The sequence below is a fragment of the Bacillus sp. EKM501B genome (assembly GCF_011800505.1).
Lineage (GTDB): Bacteria > Bacillota > Bacilli > Bacillales > Bacillaceae_G > Bacillus_A > Bacillus_A cereus.
In genome coordinates this window covers 441,844-460,001 of the sequence record NZ_JAALFZ010000002.1, presented here as the reverse complement: position 1 = coordinate 460,001, position 18,158 = coordinate 441,844, and the positions used below count along the sequence as shown (strand labels likewise).

Here is an 18,158-nt window from a genome sequence, read left to right as displayed (position 1 = left end):
AATATATGAGCATATAGCTTGTACATATTCGTATGGAGTTTCTTTTTTCATGAGGAAAAGAAGCGTATGTTATAATATAAGGACAAAACTACAGAAAAAGAGTAAAGGGAGGACTTATGGAGCAAAAGCAACATCGAAAAGAAAGTGTTATTCATCTCATTTATCGTTTAGTTATGATTATTTTTGGAGCAGCATGCGCGGCGGTAGCAATTGAACTATTTTTAATGCCAAATAAAATTATTGATGGTGGAATTATTGGTATTTCTCTTATATTAGATTATCTTACTCCTAACATTTGGTGGTTAAGTTTTTCTACTTTAGTCGTTGTTCTCAATATCCCATTTATGTATTCCGGTTATAAGCAAATTGGAAAAACATTTATGTTATCTTCGACATTTGGTATTGTAGCATTAGCTTTCATTGAGTCAACGTTACATGCGGTACCACCATTTACAACAGAACCTATTTTAGCGACAGTGTTTGGTGGTCTTATTTTAGGTCTTGGTGTAGGACTTGTAATTCGTCATGGTGGATCGCTAGATGGAACTGAAATTATGGGGATTTTATTAACGAAGAAATTACCGTTCTCTGTTGGTGAATTCGTAATGTTTGTGAACTTATTTATTTTTGCATGGGCAGCATTTGTGTTTGGTGTGGAACAAGCGATGTATTCTGTTATGACGTACTATATCGCATTTAAAACGATCGATACAGTAATTCAAGGGCTAGATGAAACGAAGGCGGTTTTAATTGTATCTGATCAATATGAGGAAGTATCAAACGCGATTTTGCATCGTCTTGGCCGTGGAACTACAAAGCTTGTAGCGAAAGGTGGTTACACGGATAAAGAAAAAGAAGTTATTTATGCAGTTGTAACGCGTCTAGAAGTGACGAAGTTAAAATCAATTGTGCATGAAATTGATGAAAATGCGTTTGTTACGATTATGAGCACGCAAGAGACAAATGGTGGTAAGTTTAAATCGGCTATTCACTAAAAAGTTTATAGGAATATTTTTCGAAAGCAGAGAATTTTTCTCTGCTTTTTGTTATAATAGTAAGGTTTCTTGAAAAAATAGATATATTTTAGGCAGATTGGTTTACAACTATAATAAGCTGTACTATAATTCAAATAGATATAAATCGGAATCATTCTGAATTAAAATAGGTGAGATGCTATGAATAATATATTAGAAATTGAAGGTTTAACATTCCGATACGAAGATCGGAATGTGTTAGAAAATATTAATTTGCAAGTTCCGAAGGGAGCTTTTTTAGGTTTAGTGGGACCGAATGGTTCAGGTAAATCAACTTTACTTAAGTGTTTATTAGGTGTTTTAAAGCCAAAAGAAGGAAGTATTCGCGTGTTTGGCGTTGATAGTAAGAAGTTTAAGGAATGGAACAAAGTTGGTTATGTATCCCAAAAGGCAAATAGTTTCAATTCTGGTTTTCCAGCAACTGTTTCTGAAGTTGTGTCAATGGGACTTGTTTCGAAAAAAGGGCTTTTTCGCTTTTTCACAAAAGAGGATAAGAAAAAGGTAGAAAAAGCAATTGCTGATGTAGGGATGAGTGAGTTTCAAGGTCGTAACATTGGAGAGCTTTCTGGTGGACAGCAACAGCGTGTATTTATTGCTCGTGCGCTCGTTAGTGATCCTGAATTGCTTATTTTGGACGAGCCTACTGTTGGAATCGATGTGAAAAATGTGGAAAGTTTTTACGAAATATTAGAGGATTTAAACAAAAGGCTCGGGATCACATTAATTCTTGTTACTCATGATATGGGAGCTGTTACTGAAAAAGTAACACATGTTGCATGCCTAAACCAACATCTACATTTCCATGGGAATGTAGAGAAGTTCCGAGAGTTAGAAGATGCAGAAATGTCCGTCTTATATGGACATCATGTTCATCGTTTAGAACACGAACATGAGCATCACGGGAGGATATAATGATACAAGATTTTTTACAATATGACTTTTTACGTAATTCTTTATACGCAGGTATTTTAATTGGACTTGTTGCACCGTTAATTGGTGTGTTTGTTGTTATTCGTCGTTTATCTCTTATTGCGGATGCATTAAGTCACGTGACGTTATCGGGTATTGCAGCAAGTTTATTACTTGAAAAAACCATTTTTACAGGTGGGTTTTTAAACCCCTTATATATGGGGATGATTTTCTCGATTGGTGGAGCGCTACTAATCGAAAAGTTACGAACTGTATATAAGCACTATCAAGAATTAGCAATTCCAATTATCCTTTCGGCAGGGATGGGGGTTGGAGTTATTTTCATTTCACTTGCAAATGGATTTAACACAGACTTATTTAGTTATTTATTTGGTAGTGTCAGTGCTGTAACAAGTACAGATTTAATTATTATTGGGATTGTAGCAATTGTTGTTGTTGCGACAATTATTTTATTATATAAAGAGCTGTTTCTATTATCATTTGATGAGGAATACGCAGTATCAACTGGTTTAAGAGCGAAATGGATTCACTTTATTTTCATTATATTAGTTGCTCTTGTCATTGCAGTATCAATGCGTGTAGTGGGGGTTCTTCTTGTATCATCATTAATGACGTTACCAGTTGCAGCAAGTATTCGTATTGCTAAAGGATTTAAACAAACAATTTTCTTTTCCATTTTATTTGGTGAAATTGCAGTAATTGGTGGAATGTTTGCTTCGTATCAACTTGATCTAGCGCCAGGTGGTACAATTGTTATGATAGCAGTTCTTATTTTAATCGGTGCGATTTTATGGAAGAAGAAAAAAACTGCATAAAGTAGGGATAGGTATGAATCTAACAGAAGCTTTACGCCTAATGAAAGAAAAAGGATACAAACATACTGGAAAAAGAGAAGAGATGCTCAGATTATTTGCAGCACATAATCGTTATTTAACTGCGAAAGACGTTTTAGAGCATATGAAGGACGATTATCCGGGGCTTAGTTTTGATACGATTTATCGTAACTTAACAGTTTTTGCTGAGATTGGTGTTTTAGAACAAACGGAATTAAATGGTGAAAAACATTTTCGTTTTACTTGTTCTATTATGGAACATCATCATCATTTTATTTGTTTGGATTGTGGGGGAACGAAAGAGATTACTTCCTGCCCAATGGATTTTATGAATAAAGATTTTACCGGTTATGAAGTAACGGGGCATAAGTTTGAAATATATGGTCGTTGTCCAAAATGTGCAAAGTAAAAGCTCGTCGGTTATATAACTGACGAGCTTTTTTACGTAGAAAAGAAGGTTGCTCACAAATGTTGTGGCAACCTTCTTTTTATTGTTCTTGTGTCTCTTTTTCTTTTTCTCGTTCAGCAGCCATTTCAGCAGCAATTACGTCGATTTCTTTTTTCAGTTCTTCTACCATTGTTTCTTCTGGTACTTTACGAACGACTTGCCCTTTACGGAATAATAATCCCTCTCCACGTGCACCGGCAATACCGATATCAGCTTCACGAGCTTCACCAGGGCCATTTACAGCGCAACCAAGTACTGCAACTTTAATTGGTACTTGAAGTGTAGAGATGTATTCTTCCACTTCGTTAGCGATGCTAATTAAATCAATTTCAATACGACCACAAGTTGGACAAGAGATAAGTGTTGCTGCGTTAGACGCAAGACCGAATGATTTTAATAGTTCACGAGCAACTTTTACTTCTTCAACTGGATCAGCACTTAATGAAATACGTAGTGTATTTCCGATGCCTTTATTTAAGATTGCTCCAAGACCAGCAGCACTTTTTACAGTTCCGGCAAACAATGTTCCAGATTCTGTAATACCTAAATGTAATGGATAATCAAAAGCACGAGCAGCTTTCTCGTATGCTTCAATTGCTAAGTTAACATCAGAGGCTTTCATAGATACGATAATATCGTGGAAATCTAGGTCCTCTAAAATTTTAATATGATGTAGCGCGCTCTCAACCATACCATCTGCAGTTGGGTACCCGTACTTTTCTAAAATATGACGCTCTAATGAACCAGCGTTTACACCAATACGGATTGGAATACCGCGCTCTTTTGCTGCATTTACAACAGCTTCTACTTTATGGCGACGACCAATGTTACCTGGATTGATACGTACTTTATCAATGCCGCCTTCAATTGCTTTTAAAGCAAGGCGATAATCAAAATGAATATCAGCAACAAGTGGAATGTTGATTTGTTTTTTTATATCAGCAATAGCATCTGCTGCGCGTTCATCTGGAACGGCAACGCGGACGACTTGACAGCCGGCTTCTTCTAAACGCTTAATTTCAGCAACTGTTGCTTCAACATCATGTGTTTTTGTTGTTGTCATACTTTGTATAATTAATTCATTATTACCGCCGATTGTTAAATTACCGACTTTAACTGGACGTGTTTTTGTACGATGAGTCATTTCATTCACGAATAGATCGCTCTCCTTATAAAAGAAGTTTCTTATTTAGTCCCTCATATCAATGATAGTATACGTGATATAGGGCTATAGAAACCGAAGTACTCGGTTTCACTTTTACTATTGTATCAGCGCCTTTATGTAATTGACAAGGATTAAGTGATAGCTTATTGATATAAGGGGAATTTATAAGACTTTCCAATTTGTATTTTTGTAGCAGATGTACTTTTGTTTAATTGTTTAAAGTCGTCAATGACTTTTTCTATGGAAGGAATTTTTTTCTTGTTAATTTGTTCTGTAATAGAAAGAACTGTCTCACCAGTTTTTACTTCAATTGTTTTATAAGATACATCCGTTTCTTTTTCTGTTTTGTTCTCTTTATTTTGTTGAATGTCTGTGTTTTCTTTTTTAATCGTTTGAGCAGCAGTTGTTTTTTTATATGAACTTAACATCGGTAAAGTACCGATTTTTATATCGTAATAAAATATATAACCGAGAACAAGCACGAATAGGAATATACCTAATCTCTTCATATTCTTCACTCCTTTGCTAGGAATATATGCTTGTCCAAAAAAAAAATGCCTATTTAGGCATTTTTTTTTGTTCTTATTTTTCTTTCGGTTTTGGAACTTCTTTAATCGTTAAGTACAGAACAATTAAAACAACTGCGATATAGATGAATGTTGATCCAGGTACGACAATCTTACATGCATCCATAATCATAAAGAAGATTGTTGGGATTGTGTAGCTGTATGCAGTTAGTGTCCAAACTTGTTTATAGGATAGTTTACGTTGACCGCTCATAGCAGAACCGATGAACGCAAGTAAAGTCACACCTACAAAAGTGATGAATAATTGGAATAGGTACACTAAGAATCCAATAACAAATAATAAAATTGGATAAATATTATCGAATAAAGAAATAAATTCTTGTAGATCTTTTTTCTCAAGAGATGCACCTAACAAATCGTTATAAGAATACGTTTGTATTTGACCATTTCCCATAGAGACTACTTTATCTTTTAAAACAAATAAACCTGTTTTATTTTGATATTTTTCTAGGTCTGTTGAATTTGGATCAAATACGAAAAGTGCATTTCCTTCTTCTTTTTCAATAGGTTGATCAATATCGGCTTTTAGTTCGCCATTTTCAATTTTAAAATCAGGTAAATCTTTATCGATGACTTGATTTACCATGCTTACACCATCTTGGATAAAACTACCGTACAAAAAAGTTCTTGGAATAGTAGTAATTAAGCAAAGTAGCATAATATACAAAATGGTTTTACCGATTTTTTGAAAACGGAATAGCGCCATATCTTTAGGCGAGTATATGCTTTTTACGAATTGGGTAAATATGGACATAGATTCACTTCCTTTATGTATGTATAAAATCATTGTAACGTAGTAATCTAGAGAATCTCAAGATATATTATATTTACATATAGTGGAGATAACTAAATTTCTTTTATTAACTTTCTTCTTTTAAATAAGAAAAATACAATTGACACTTTTCTTTTCTATATGGTAAATTTATCTTACATTTCTTAAAGAGCATATCCGATAGGAATTCCTTTATTTGATATGTTGTTACATACATAATTGTGGACCCTTAGCTCAGCTGGTTAGAGCAGACGGCTCATAACCGTCCGGTCGTAGGTTCGAGTCCTACAGGGTCCATATCCATTTCACATGTTTATTATGTTAGCAGGAAGCTTCCTTGTAGAAGGAAGCTTTTTTTACGGAATATATGAGCATTTTAATTGAAAAGAAGTGGGAATTTTGCTACTTTAATGATAGCAAGACAATGTGATTTATTTGTTTGCACCCTATGGCAATTAGGGTAGAATGAAGTTGTATGTCACTTAAGTGGCAATACATAAACTGGGAGGAATATAACAATGGCAAAACACGAATTACCAAATTTACCTTATGCGTATGATGCTTTAGAGCCTCACTTTGACAAAGAAACAATGAACATCCATCATACAAAACATCACAACACGTACATTACAAACTTAAACGCTGCTTTAGAAGGTCATGCAGAATTAGCTGACAAAAGCGTAGAAGAATTAGTTGCAAACTTAAACGAAGTACCAGAAGCAATCCGTACAGCAGTACGTAACAATGGTGGCGGACATGCTAACCATACATTCTTCTGGACAATCCTATCTCCAAACGGCGGAGGACAACCTGTAGGTGAACTTGCAACTGCAATTGAAGCAAAATTCGGTAGCTTCGATGCATTCAAAGAAGAATTCGCAAAAGCTGGCGCAACTCGCTTCGGTTCTGGTTGGGCTTGGTTAGTAGTAAACAATGGTGAGTTAGAAGTAACAAGCACTCCAAACCAAGATTCTCCTTTAACTGAAGGTAAAACGCCAGTTATCGGTTTAGATGTTTGGGAGCATGCTTACTACTTAAACTACCAAAACCGTCGTCCAGACTACATCGGTGCATTCTGGAACGTTGTAGATTGGAACGCTGCTGAAAAACGTTACCAAGAAGCAAAATAATTGTAACAAATATAGAAAAAGCTAGGGGAGAGCCCCTAGCTTTTTTCTATGCTTTCCTTTTACATAATTGGGCTTGTCTTTGGAAGACTAGAACATGAAGTAAAGGAGAGTTGTGTATGAAATGGAAACATATAATTGGTGACGTTGAAGTGAATCGGGATTTAGTGTTATTGCTCCTTATAGGAGGTTTATACACGCTCGCAATTTCTTTATCGAATACGTTTGTAAATATTTATTTATGGAAACAAACACAAAATTATGTGAATCTTGGCTTGTATAATTTAGCCAGCGTGGTATTACAGCCTCTCACATTTCTTGTAGGGGGGAAATTAGCGAAACGTATCGATCGCTCGATTTTATTACGAATAGGGGTAGGAACGCTCGCAATTTTTTTTATCGTTGTCTTAGTAGCAGGGAAAAGTGCTTCTCAGTATATTCTATTAATGGGGGCTCTTTTAGGAGTAGGATACGGTTTTTACTGGTTGGCTTTTAACTTATTGACATTTGAAATTACAGAACCAGAAACAAGAGATTTCTTTAATGGGTTTCTTGGACTTCTTACATCCTTCTCTGGGATGATTGGACCAATAGCAGCAGGATACACAATTTCACGTATGGAGAAATGGAGTGGCTATACTGTTATATTCTTTCTTTCATTAGTTCTATTTGCAATTGCTGTCGTCTTAAGCTTCTTTTTATCTAAAAGAGAATGTGAAGGGCGTTATGAAATCGTGCAAGTATTGAAAGAACGACGGATTGATAAAAATTGGGGAAAGATTACACGAGCTCATTTTTTCCAAGGATTGAGAGAAGGGACGTTTATTTTTGTCATTTCAGTATATGTTTATTTAGCAACTAATAGTGAGTTCGCATTAGGGAAATACAGTTTAGTGAACTCTGCTGTATCCTTTGTATGTTATTACTTAGTTGCTCGTATGTTAAAGAAGGAGTGGCGAAAAAAAGCAATTTTACTTGGGGGCATTATTTTATATGCTGTCGTCTTTTTAGTTATTTTCAATGTTACATACACGAAATTACTTATTTATGCGGCATGTATTGCGATTGCATATCCTATTTTACTTGTTCCGTACGGATCAATGACATATGACGTAATTGGTAGAGCGAAAAATGCGAGAGAATGGCGTGTGGAATATGTCGTTGTTCGGGAGTTATGGTTAAACGCCGGAAGAATCTGTTCCATTTTAAGTTTTTTATGTGCTGTACTATTCTTTCCACCTGAAAAAAGTTTACCTTACTTATTATGTATTTTAGGTGCTGGACATTTTCTTATTTATTTTGCAGTTAAAAATGTCAAATATGATGAGGGAAATGCGAGTAAAACAAGTGTTGTAACGCAAGAGAACGCGCAAAACCAAACTGAACCAGAAGGTTAACTTCTCGTTTGTTTTATGCTAGAATAGAAAAAGATGTAAGACAGCAGTGAGGACACCTGTATGAGGGTGTCCCTTTCACATTACATAGCTGTTGGTAGAGGGGGTTTGTATGAGCAAGAAGCAGAAGCAAAATAAGAAAAAGACCCACGTTCCTTTTCGATTAAACGTGTTGTTTTTCTGCGTGTTTTTAATGTTCTCCGCGGTTATTGTAAGGCTCGGGTATGTACAAATTGTTCGCGGTGAAGAATATAAGAATGAAGTGGAGAAGAAAGAAAACTCAACGATAAGTAATCCTGTACCGCGTGGGAAAATATTTGACCGTTATGGGCGACCTGTAGTAGATAATGCAGCCATTCGTACTATTACATTTACAAAAATGAAGGGATCAACTGCAGAGGATCGCTTAGAAACAGCGAAAAAGCTAGCAGATTTGATTGAAGTACCGACAGATAAATTAACAGATCGCGATAAAAAAGATTATTGGCTTGCTATGCATAAAGAGGAAGCTAAAGAAAAAATTACGAATAAAGATCGTCAAGAGTTTAAAGATAAAAAAATTGATGATAAAGAATTAGACGAGCGTCAGCGAAGTCGTGTAACAGAAGAAGAGATTAATCAATTATCCGCCAAAGATCTAGAAATACTAGCGATTAAGAGTAAGATGGACGGCGGATATGCAATGACACCTCAAGTTATTAAAAAGGATGCTACAGAAAAGGAATATTCGATTATTAGTGAAAACCTAGCAGCATTACCAGGTGTAGATACGAATGTTGATTGGGAGCGAAAATATACGTACGATGATTTATTCCGAAGTGTACTTGGTGGGGTGTCGACATCTGATGAAGGCTTACCGAGAGAAAGACTAGATTACTATCTTGTTCGTGATTACAATCGAAATGACCGAGTAGGAAAAAGTTATCTTGAACAACAGTATGAAGATAGCCTGCATGGTACGAAAGCAGAAGTTAGAAATGTTACAGATAAAAACGGTAATATTTTAGAAACGATTAATGTATCAAAAGGACAAAGTGGTAATGACCTGAACTTAACAATTGATATGGAATTACAAAAGCGCGTGGAAGATATTCTTGCGAAGAATTTAATGAGGTTTAAAGGAAGTGAACCTCTTTTAGATCGCGCATTTGTTGTAATGATGAACCCAAAAAATGGTGAAGTTTTATCTATGGCGGGGAAACAATTAGTTAACGAAGATGGTCAAACGAAAGTAAATGACTTTGCATTAGGTACCATGACAAGTTCTTATCCGATGGGGTCAACTGTAAAAGGTGCAACAGTACTTACTGGATATCAAACTGGTGCGATTCAACCAGGGGCAGTACAATTGGATGAACCAATTAAATTAAAAGGTACACCTACGAAGTCGTCTTGGAAAACGATGGGATACATTAATGACCTTACAGCTTTAAAAATGTCTTCTAACGTTTATATGTTTAAAACAGCGATGAATATCGCCGGTGTTCCATATGTGAGAGGTGGTACGTTAGATATACCTCAAAAAGCATTTGATACGATGCGTTATTATTTCGGACAGTTTGGACTTGGTGTAAAAACAGGAATTGATTTACCGAATGAATCTGCTGGTCAGATGGGTAAGAGTAGTCAACCAGGTTTCTTACTAGATTTATCAATTGGACAGTATGATACGTATACACCGCTTCAATTAGCGCAATATATTTCGACGATTGCCAATGGTGGATATCGTATGCAACCACAAGTTGTAAAAGAAATTCGTCAACCGGCAGTGAAACCAGATGAAGTTGGGAAAGTTGTTCAATCTATGGAACCGAAAGTATTAAATCGTATTGATATGCCAGAATCGCAAATTAAACGTGTTCAAGAAGGATTTAGACAAGTGTATAATGATTCAGGTGGTACAGCTACAAAGTACTTTACAGGTGCAAAATATAAAGCTGCTGGGAAAACTGGTACAGCTCAAACTGTGTATGGTGGAGATAAAGAGATTGGTAGAAATGCAAAAGGTGAACGTGTGGAAACATATAACTTAACATTAGTAGGTTATGCGCCACTTGAAGATCCAGAAGTAGCATTCTCTGTTGTCGTTCCATGGGTACATGATGATAAGACTGGTATTAATGGATATATTGGTCGTGAAATTATGGACGCTTACTTTGATTTGAAAAACAAAGAAGTAAATGGTGAAGCTCCAAAAGATGATAAAGACAATAAAAACAAAGATCAAGATGATGAATAAAAAAGTTGTAAAAAAGCACACTATATGAAAAGATAGTGTGCTTTTTTTTATGGTTTATGCATATCGTGTAATAAATGTGGACAAGTATACAACATTTAAAAAACGCGGCCCTATAAATGATACTTGTATATGGTGGGATAGGGGATAAATATTTTATAGGGAAATCATCAGAGGAAATGAATAGCTACTACTGAATTAAAATTGTATCGTATGTTGATTTTTGTGGAACTTTACAAAACTTTTACAAACAATTAAAACCGAATTAATAGTTTAGCAGTATTCTTATATCTGTAATCCTGTTATTTTCGGTTACTTCTAGGAGGAAGAACACGTGAAATGGATGCGTACACCGATTAAGATTTTCGTATTATCAATATGGTTCCTCTGTTTTGAAATGTCTACTGCATTTGCTTTAAATGATAAGGGAGAAGTGAGAGTTGATGGATCCTCAACGGTTTTTCCTATTATAGAAGCAGTAGCGGAGGAATATACAAAGGTGCATCCAGACGTGAAAATTTCCATCAGTATTTCTGGAACTGGGGGAGGATTTAATCGTTTCAGTAAAGGAGAAGTAGATATAAATAATGCTTCGAGAGTAATGAAACAAGTCGAGAAAAATGAAATGAAGAAAAACTCTATTCAGTTCACACCTTTTGAGGTTGCTAACGACGGTCTTACGATTGTTGTGAATCGCCATAATACATGGGTAGACGATATGTCAGTAGACGAGTTACGACTACTTTGGAGTGAAGATGGAAGAGAGAAGCGATGGTCACAAATTCATTCAACATGGCCACGTGAACAAGTGAAGTTTTATGCACCAGGCGTAGACTCTGGTACGTATGATTATTTTCAAAATGTCATCTTACAAAATCATCGCATTGTAAAAAAAGTCTCTTTGTCTGAAGATGATCAAGTTATTATGCAAGGGGTAATGAATGATAAACATGCCATTGCTTTTGTAGGATATGCTTATTATATGGCTAATCGAGATAAGGTGAAAGCAATAAAAGTAAATGGTGTATTTCCGACGAAAGAGACCATTCAATCAGGTAAGTATAAGCCGTTATCTAGGCCGCTACTTGCTTATGTGAATAATGCATCTATCCGAAATAAAATGAATGTAGCAAACTATGTTGAGTTTATGATTCAGCATGTCGGTAACCTCGCTGAAGAGGTCGGGTATGTAAAATTACGAAAAGAAAAATACAATGAACAGCTGCGTATGTTAACAGAAATAAAAAGGTAATGTCAGGGTGGAAAGGGGTTTTCATCTTTGGCTCATAATGACAAAAGTCAAATTACATTTTCTGTACAACATTTGATTGAAAGAAATACAAAACAAAGAAAAAAAACGCAGCGAATCAATCGAATAGTGCCTTTATTACTAAAAATAATTGCTAGCGTTTCTATTGTGACGACACTTGGAATTGTTTTTACGCTCTCTAATGAAACAATCATGTTTTTTCAAAAAATATCATTATACTCCTTTTTGACGGAGAAAGAATGGTTACCATTTTTTGAAGACCCTAAATTCGGTATATTACCACTCATATGTGGAACGTTCCTTATAACTGCAATTGCTATGTTTGTAGCAATTCCTATCGGTTTAGCGTGTGCCGTATTTTTAAGCGAATATGCTTCAAATAGTGCACGGAAAATATTAAAGCCGATGTTAGAGCTATTAGCAGGTATCCCGACAATTGTATATGGTTTTTTTGCATTAACAATTGTTACGCCGCTTTTACAAAGGCTTATACCAGATTTACAGTTTTTTAATGCGATTAGTCCAGGAATCGTTATCGGATTTATGATGATGCCTACAGTTGCATCTCTATCTGAAGACGCGATGAGAGCTGTGGCGAAAGGGACGAAAGAAGCTTCATTAGCACTCGGAGCGACGCGGTTTGAAATGGTAAAACAAGTGGTGTTTCCGTCCGCTTTTACAGGGATTATGGCAGCAATTATATTAGCGGCTTCTCGTGCAATTGGTGAAACGATGATTGTTGTAATTGCAGCAGGATCCACACCGAATGTATCGCTTGATCCGACACATTCTATTCAAACGTTAACAGCCTATATTGTGCAAGTAAGTTTAGGTGATGCTCCGCATGGAACGATTACGTATTACAGCATGTATGCTGTAGGTGCAACGTTATTTTTGTTTACCTTTATTATGAACATCATTTCGCAGTCTATTATGCGCCGTTTTAGGAGGATGACATAATATGCGAATGTTGAATCATAAAAAAATACAAAAAAACATGGCATCACGCTTTTTAAAAGATCGAATTTACAAATTGTTATTTTATATAGCAATTTTATTTTCAATGGTAATTTTGTTTTTGTTACTGTTTCAAATTGTTGAAAAAGGTATAAGTTATCTTTCAATAAATTTCTTTACAAATTTCGCTTCACGTAATCCGAAAGAAGCTGGTATTGCTGCAGCTTTGTCAGGGACAATATTATTTATGAGTATTGTTATACCTGTTTCTTTTATATTTGGAGTTGGAACAGCACTTTATTTAGAGCAATATGCGAAGGAATCTCTATTTAAAAAAATAATAGAGATTAATAATCAAACGTTAGCAGGAGTACCATCCGTTGTATTTGGATTGCTTGGTTTAACTATTTTTGTATATGCTCTTCATTTAGGAGAGAGTATAGTTGCAGCAGCACTGACGATGAGTCTACTCGTTTTACCAACAGTTGTTGTGGCGAGTCAAGAAGCAATTCGATCAGTACCAAGTGTATTATTAGAGGGTTCTTACGGATTAGGTGCTACGAAGTGGCAAACGATGTATCAAATTGTATTGCCATATGCTTTCCCAGGGATTATAACGGGCTGTACGTTAGCGATATCAAGAGCAATTGGAGAAGCTGCACCACTATTAGTTATTGGGGCACTTGCGTTTGCAAATTATGTTCCATTTAGTATGTTTGATAGATTTACAGTTCTACCAATTCAAATTTTTAATTGGATGAGTAGGCCACAAGAAGAATTTCAGTATGTAGCAGCAGCTGGGATGATTGTTTTGTTAGGTTTGTTGCTATTTATTAATATATTTGTTTTATGGTTACGAAATCGAAAATAAGTTGGAAGTGGATGAAAGGGGAATTCAAATGGTAGCAACAGTAGTAAATGTACAGGTGAAAAACGAAGAGAAAATCGAGACTGCGCCAAAGAAGGTAGTATTTGATACGAAAAACTTAAATTTATGGTATGGGGAAGACCATGCTTTAAAAGATATTAATTTAAGTATTCATGAGAATGAAGTTACAGCCATTATCGGTCCAAGTGGCTGTGGTAAATCAACTTACTTAAAAACATTAAATCGCATGGTAGAATTAGTACCGATTGTTCGAACTACAGGTGTAATTGAATATAGAGAACGCAATATATTTGATAAATCATATCCAGTTGAAGAATTAAGAACGCATGTAGGAATGGTGTTCCAAAAGCCAAATCCATTTCCAAAATCTATTTATGAGAATGTAGCATACGGTCCAAAAATCCATGGTATTCGTGACAAAAAGACATTAGATGAAATTGTTGAAAAAAGTTTACGTGGAGCAGCGATTTGGGATGAGTTAAAAGATCGTTTGCACGATAATGCATACGGTTTATCTGGTGGACAGCAACAGCGTCTATGCATCGCACGCTGCTTAGCTATTGAGCCAGACGTTATTTTAATGGATGAGCCAACATCGGCATTAGACCCAATTTCAACATTAAAAGTAGAAGAATTAATTCAAGAGCTAAAGAAAGATTTTAGTATTGTTATCGTAACGCATAATATGCAACAAGCAGCGCGTATTTCAGACAAAACAGCTTTCTTCTTAAGCGGGGAAGTTGTGGAGTATACAGATACAAACAAATTATTTACGACTCCTTCAGATAAGCGTACAGAAGATTATATTACAGGTCGCTTTGGTTGATATCGTTTCAAAGCTAAGAGCAAATGCCCTCTTAACAGAGGGCATTTCTTATTTTATCTTACTGTTAATAGAGAACTAATACTTCTCCTTATCTTAAGGTTTATTACAAGCGCAAGAGGCTATGTAGGAGATTTACCCCGCTATTTGCGGGCAGTAAGACCCCCACCTTAAAATTTAGCGAAAGCAAAGAAGTTAGGGAGGGGATCTTGCTGCCTATCAAATCCCGATTGATGAGGGTTGATTAAAGTTTCACTTTTATATAATGGCACATAATATTGAGGGGGAAGAAAAATGGTAAGAGAACAGTTTCAAGGTGATTTAAAAGCGTTACAGCAAAAGGTGATCGAGCTTGGAGAATTAGCAAATGCGGCTTTATTGATGGCTATGGAAGGTCTGCATACAAGGGATGTAGAGAAAGCGTTAGAGGTCATTGATGGTGATTACCGCATGGATAATTTAGAAGAGGAAATAAACGATCTTGCGCTTATGCTCATTACGAAGCAGCAACCTGTAGCAAGTGACTTAAGAAGGATTTTTATTTCAATTAAAACAGCGACAGATTTAGAGCGTATTGCAGATCATGCTGTTAATATTGCAAAGGCTACAATTCGTCTTGGGGAAAAAGAAGTGGCTGTTAGTTTGCACAACCTGGATGAAATGTTTGCGGTTGCAAATGAGATGTTGCATTTAGCGTTAGAAGCATATGAACAAGAAAATTTAACTTTTGCGAAACAAATTGCTGAAATGGATGATTCGGTTGATGAAATATATGGAAAAGCAATTCGTGAGTTTATATCGTCGGTTCCGGAACAACCAGAAGCAATTACGCAAATTACACAATTATCATTTGTCGCGAGATATATTGAGCGTGTAGCAGATCATATTACAAATATTGCTGAAAATGTCTTTTATTTAGTAAAAGGAAAGCATTATTTATTGAATGAGTAGGAATAAAAGCAGGTGATGAGAAATCACCTGCTTTTTTTAGTCAAAACATGACAAAAAAAGCTCGTTGTTTCCTTTAGTTTATGATGATAAGATGTATCATAATGTAATGGAAAAATTAGTATATATGTTTGTCGTTAATAAGTATTATTTACCAATTTATAGTAAGCGCTTTCTTGTTGTTTGAAACATACGTTTTTATAGGTGAGAAATTTAATTATATGGTCTTCTAAATGAGGATTTGTTTAACTAATCAAGTTTATGCTGCTAGTTCATGTGGGATAGGGAATATACATATGGTATATGGAGTTACTGAACATTATATAAGTGGAGGCTGAAGTATATGAAGGGGGTTATTTTAGCTGGAGGAAAAGGAAGACGCCTTAGACCATTAACATGTAATACTCCAAAGCCGATGTTACCATTATTAGAAAAACCAGTTTTAGAATATAATATTGAGTTATTACGTCAGCATGGTATTCGTGAAATTGCAATTACTGTTCAATATATGAGTACGACCATTAAGCAATATTTTGGTGACGGTAGTAAATGGGGAGTTAACTTGTATTATTTTGAAGACTCTCCTCCGCTTGGCACAGCAGGGAGTATTAAACAAGCAGAACAATTTTTAGATGAAACATTTGTTGTGATAAGCGGGGATGCATTAACTGACTTTCAATTATCAGAAGGAATTAGGTTTCATGAACAAAAGAAAAGAATGGTAACAATGTTTGTGAAAGAAGTAGAAAATCCACTCTCATTTGGATTGGTTGTAATGAATAAAAACCAGGAGGTTACACGATATATAGAAAAGCCGGGCTGGAATGAGGTAGTATCTAATGTTGTGAATACAGGCATATATATTATGGAGCCAGAAATCTTTTCTTACATACCGCCTAGGCAATTTTTTGATTTCAGTCATGATGTGTTTCCATTATTGGCAAACAAAAATTTGTTATTCGCATATTTGTCAGAAGGTTATTGGTTAGATATCGGCACATTTAATCAATATCGACAAGCACAATTTGATTTGTTAACGAAAAAGTTACAAGTACCTATTCCTTATACAGAAGTATTACCTATGGTATGGATGGGGGAAGGGGTGACGATTGGTAAAGGGACGAAAATTCATGGCCCCTCTTTTATTGGAGAAGGAGCAAAGATTGGTACAGGAGCTGTAATTGAGCCATATTCTATTATTGGGAAAAATAGTATCGTTTCAAGTTATTCTCATCTTCAAAAAAGTATTGTTTTTGCGAATGCCCACATTGGGAAGTATTGTGAACTATTAGAAACGACAATAGGAGAGCGTACAATAGTTGAAGATGATGTTACACTGTTTCAAAAAAGTGTTGTAGCGGATCACTGTCATATCGGGAGAAGTACGGTAATTAAGCAAAAAGGAAAACTATGGCCTTATAAGGAGATTGATAGTCATTCGATAGTAGGAGCGGCTGGTATTCAAGAGAGTGAAATGAGTGCAGGGTGGTTACAAAAAAGCCGCATTGTAGGAAGAGGGAATGTTGAAATTACTCCCCAGTTTATCGTGAAGATTGCGATGGCGTATGGTTCTCTTTTTGAAAAAGGAGAAAGTATATTAATTGGAAGTCAAGAAAATATAGAAACAACCTCTTATAAAAATTTATTTTTACATGCTATTCATGGTATAGGGATTCATACGATGGAATGTAAAGAAATGAACGAGTCACTTTTTCAATATAGTGTTCATCATTTGCAATGTGCAGGTGGTGTTTTCATTCAAGTGGAGAATGAGAATGAGATTGTTATAAAGTTATACGGTCAAGCTGGCATGCCGTTAACGTATAAGCAGCAAAAAGAGATAGAACAAATATATATGTCCGAATTGTTTTATTACGTGCAGGAGAAAGAAATGGGGCGTAATAAGCTCGTTCATGTTTCTATGAATGAGTATATAGAAGTTATATTGGAGCATATTGATATCGAGAAAATACAGATGCAGAAGTTTCATCTTCTTATTAATAAGAGAAATGATACGTTGCAACATTTACTTATGCTCTTTCTGCAAAGACTTGGTTGTACAGTTACATGGATTTATGCAAGTGAACAAAAAGATCATGTGAAAGCTTTGATGAAATCAAGTAAAGCGAATATGGCTCTTATGTTTTCGGAGAAAGGAAATCATTTCGAGTTATACGATAAACATAGTAATATTTACCAAGGTACAGATTTTGAAGAGGTAGATATTCCAGATTTCTTGCTCGAATCGACAGGAAATATTTACCCAATGTCTTTGAAGTTAGGAGAATGTTATCTTCTATTTTATACGCAGGATGAAAGAAAATCGTTTCAAGTGAGGTGGAAGCGAGATATTTTATATCGGATTGGAAAATTATTCGAGCTAATAGCATTGCAAGGAAAAACGTTTCTCAGCATAGTAGAGCAATCACCTCCGCTCTATTTACTTTATGATGAAGTGGTATGTTCATGGAATGAAAAAGGGGAAATTATGAGGAAATTATTGGATGATATAGAAAGGAAGGGAGAAGGGATATTTGAAGGAGTGCAGTTCAAATATACTGAAAAAGAGTGGTCTTATATCGTTTCTGACATAAAACAACCAAAATTTTTGGTGTATTCACATGCTAGAAACCCAGTAATAGCAAGGGAAAATATGAAAAATCTTATAGAAAAAATTAGACAATATCAAAAGGTGTAGAATTTTTATTTTAAAAGTGGTATTATAGTATAGTCTGATTTAAGTTA

16 protein-coding genes and 1 tRNA gene are annotated in these 18,158 nt (G+C 35.4%); 14 read left to right on the top strand and 3 right to left on the bottom strand.

Annotation, left to right across the window (positions count from 1 at the left end; genetic code table 11):
* Positions 1-116: 116 nt before the first annotated feature.
* The 4 genes from HFD78_RS07185 (at position 117) to HFD78_RS07170 (ending at position 3,206) form a co-directional block, all read left to right on the top strand.
* Entirely contained in the window at positions 117-995 is an 879-nt protein-coding gene (locus HFD78_RS07185) for a YitT family protein (protein WP_000435963.1), read from the top strand.
* Between the two features lie 180 nt (positions 996-1,175).
* Positions 1,176-1,946, top strand: coding sequence for a metal ABC transporter ATP-binding protein (locus HFD78_RS07180; protein WP_001059662.1), 771 nt, complete (start codon positions 1,176-1,178; stop codon positions 1,944-1,946).
* The gene (locus tag HFD78_RS07175) at positions 1,946-2,779 is read left to right on the top strand and encodes a metal ABC transporter permease (RefSeq protein ID WP_000613815.1); all 834 of its coding nucleotides are present in this window, start codon (positions 1,946-1,948) and stop codon (positions 2,777-2,779) included. Before HFD78_RS07180 ends, HFD78_RS07175 begins: the two co-directional genes overlap by 1 nt.
* A 13-nt stretch (positions 2,780-2,792) precedes the next feature.
* A complete protein-coding gene (locus HFD78_RS07170; protein ID WP_001054516.1) occupies positions 2,793-3,206 on the top strand; it encodes a Fur family transcriptional regulator in 414 nt (137 codons plus the stop codon).
* A gap of 79 nt (positions 3,207-3,285) precedes the next feature.
* Here HFD78_RS07170 and ispG read toward each other — a convergent pair whose 3' ends face one another.
* The 3 genes from ispG to yqgB all read right to left on the bottom strand — a co-directional run bounded on the left by ispG (position 3,286) and on the right by yqgB (position 5,751).
* A complete protein-coding gene (ispG, locus tag HFD78_RS07165; RefSeq protein WP_153577907.1) occupies positions 3,286-4,389 on the bottom strand; it encodes a flavodoxin-dependent (E)-4-hydroxy-3-methylbut-2-enyl-diphosphate synthase in 1,104 nt (367 codons plus the stop codon).
* 164 nt (positions 4,390-4,553) lie between these two features.
* On the bottom strand, positions 4,554-4,919 hold the full coding sequence (yqfZ, locus tag HFD78_RS07160) for a protein YqfZ (RefSeq protein ID WP_033668350.1): 366 nt from the start codon (positions 4,917-4,919) through the stop codon (positions 4,554-4,556).
* A gap of 73 nt (positions 4,920-4,992) precedes the next feature.
* Positions 4,993-5,751: a protein YqgB gene (gene yqgB, locus HFD78_RS07155; protein WP_000021899.1), complete on the bottom strand. Its 759-nt coding sequence runs from the start codon at positions 5,749-5,751 to the stop codon at positions 4,993-4,995.
* Between the two features lie 241 nt (positions 5,752-5,992).
* On the opposite strand from yqgB, the gene HFD78_RS07150 reads away from it, so the two are divergent.
* The 10 genes from HFD78_RS07150 to HFD78_RS07105 all read left to right on the top strand — a co-directional run bounded on the left by HFD78_RS07150 (position 5,993) and on the right by HFD78_RS07105 (position 18,111).
* Positions 5,993-6,066: transfer RNA gene (locus HFD78_RS07150), tRNA-Ile, on the top strand.
* Positions 6,067-6,287: 221 nt separating this feature from the next.
* Positions 6,288-6,899 carry a superoxide dismutase [Mn] gene (gene sodA / locus HFD78_RS07145; RefSeq protein ID WP_001052031.1) on the top strand — a complete coding sequence of 204 codons (612 nt, stop codon included), beginning with the start codon at positions 6,288-6,290 and terminating at the stop codon, positions 6,897-6,899.
* 116 nt (positions 6,900-7,015) lie between these two features.
* Complete coding sequence (locus HFD78_RS07140) at positions 7,016-8,293, top strand: MFS transporter (protein WP_000871385.1); 1,278 nt, start codon at positions 7,016-7,018, stop codon at positions 8,291-8,293.
* A 109-nt stretch (positions 8,294-8,402) separates the two neighbouring features.
* Entirely contained in the window at positions 8,403-10,529 is a 2,127-nt protein-coding gene (locus tag HFD78_RS07135) for a peptidoglycan D,D-transpeptidase FtsI family protein (RefSeq protein ID WP_000038982.1), read from the top strand.
* Positions 10,530-10,860: 331 nt separating this feature from the next.
* Positions 10,861-11,778, top strand: a complete 918-nt coding sequence (locus tag HFD78_RS07130) for a PstS family phosphate ABC transporter substrate-binding protein (protein ID WP_000871817.1) — start codon at positions 10,861-10,863, stop codon at positions 11,776-11,778.
* Between the two features lie 27 nt (positions 11,779-11,805).
* Positions 11,806-12,756: a phosphate ABC transporter permease subunit PstC gene (pstC, locus tag HFD78_RS07125; protein ID WP_000940912.1), complete on the top strand. Its 951-nt coding sequence runs from the start codon at positions 11,806-11,808 to the stop codon at positions 12,754-12,756.
* A 1-nt stretch (position 12,757) separates the two neighbouring features.
* Entirely contained in the window at positions 12,758-13,624 is an 867-nt protein-coding gene (pstA, locus tag HFD78_RS07120) for a phosphate ABC transporter permease PstA (protein WP_001242564.1), read from the top strand.
* A gap of 28 nt (positions 13,625-13,652) precedes the next feature.
* Positions 13,653-14,468, top strand: coding sequence for a phosphate ABC transporter ATP-binding protein (gene pstB, locus HFD78_RS07115; protein ID WP_000226681.1), 816 nt, complete (start codon positions 13,653-13,655; stop codon positions 14,466-14,468).
* A gap of 291 nt (positions 14,469-14,759) precedes the next feature.
* On the top strand, positions 14,760-15,416 hold the full coding sequence (phoU, locus tag HFD78_RS07110) for a phosphate signaling complex protein PhoU (RefSeq protein WP_000251243.1): 657 nt from the start codon (positions 14,760-14,762) through the stop codon (positions 15,414-15,416).
* A gap of 340 nt (positions 15,417-15,756) precedes the next feature.
* Complete coding sequence (locus HFD78_RS07105; RefSeq protein WP_191968058.1) at positions 15,757-18,111, top strand: sugar phosphate nucleotidyltransferase; 2,355 nt, start codon at positions 15,757-15,759, stop codon at positions 18,109-18,111.
* The last annotated feature ends 47 nt before the right edge of the window (positions 18,112-18,158 follow it).

What these genes read in the sequence shown, in the direction of transcription:
- HFD78_RS07185 (WP_000435963.1), top strand. Translation starts at nt 117, where the DNA reads ATGGAGCAAAAGCAACATCGAAAAGAAAGTGTTATTCATCTCATTTAT.
- HFD78_RS07180 (WP_001059662.1), top strand. Translation starts at nt 1,176, where the DNA reads ATGAATAATATATTAGAAATTGAAGGTTTAACATTCCGATACGAAGAT.
- HFD78_RS07175 (WP_000613815.1), top strand. Translation starts at nt 1,946, where the DNA reads ATGATACAAGATTTTTTACAATATGACTTTTTACGTAATTCTTTATAC.
- HFD78_RS07170 (WP_001054516.1), top strand. Translation starts at nt 2,793, where the DNA reads ATGAATCTAACAGAAGCTTTACGCCTAATGAAAGAAAAAGGATACAAA.
- ispG (WP_153577907.1), bottom strand. Translation starts at nt 4,389, where the DNA reads ATGACTCATCGTACAAAAACACGTCCAGTTAAAGTCGGTAATTTAACA.
- yqfZ (WP_033668350.1), bottom strand. Translation starts at nt 4,919, where the DNA reads ATGAAGAGATTAGGTATATTCCTATTCGTGCTTGTTCTCGGTTATATA.
- yqgB (WP_000021899.1), bottom strand. Translation starts at nt 5,751, where the DNA reads ATGTCCATATTTACCCAATTCGTAAAAAGCATATACTCGCCTAAAGAT.
- sodA (WP_001052031.1), top strand. Translation starts at nt 6,288, where the DNA reads ATGGCAAAACACGAATTACCAAATTTACCTTATGCGTATGATGCTTTA.
- HFD78_RS07140 (WP_000871385.1), top strand. Translation starts at nt 7,016, where the DNA reads ATGAAATGGAAACATATAATTGGTGACGTTGAAGTGAATCGGGATTTA.
- HFD78_RS07135 (WP_000038982.1), top strand. Translation starts at nt 8,403, where the DNA reads ATGAGCAAGAAGCAGAAGCAAAATAAGAAAAAGACCCACGTTCCTTTT.
- pstA (WP_001242564.1), top strand. Translation starts at nt 12,758, where the DNA reads ATGCGAATGTTGAATCATAAAAAAATACAAAAAAACATGGCATCACGC.
- pstB (WP_000226681.1), top strand. Translation starts at nt 13,653, where the DNA reads ATGGTAGCAACAGTAGTAAATGTACAGGTGAAAAACGAAGAGAAAATC.
- phoU (WP_000251243.1), top strand. Translation starts at nt 14,760, where the DNA reads ATGGTAAGAGAACAGTTTCAAGGTGATTTAAAAGCGTTACAGCAAAAG.
- HFD78_RS07105 (WP_191968058.1), top strand. Translation starts at nt 15,757, where the DNA reads ATGAAGGGGGTTATTTTAGCTGGAGGAAAAGGAAGACGCCTTAGACCA.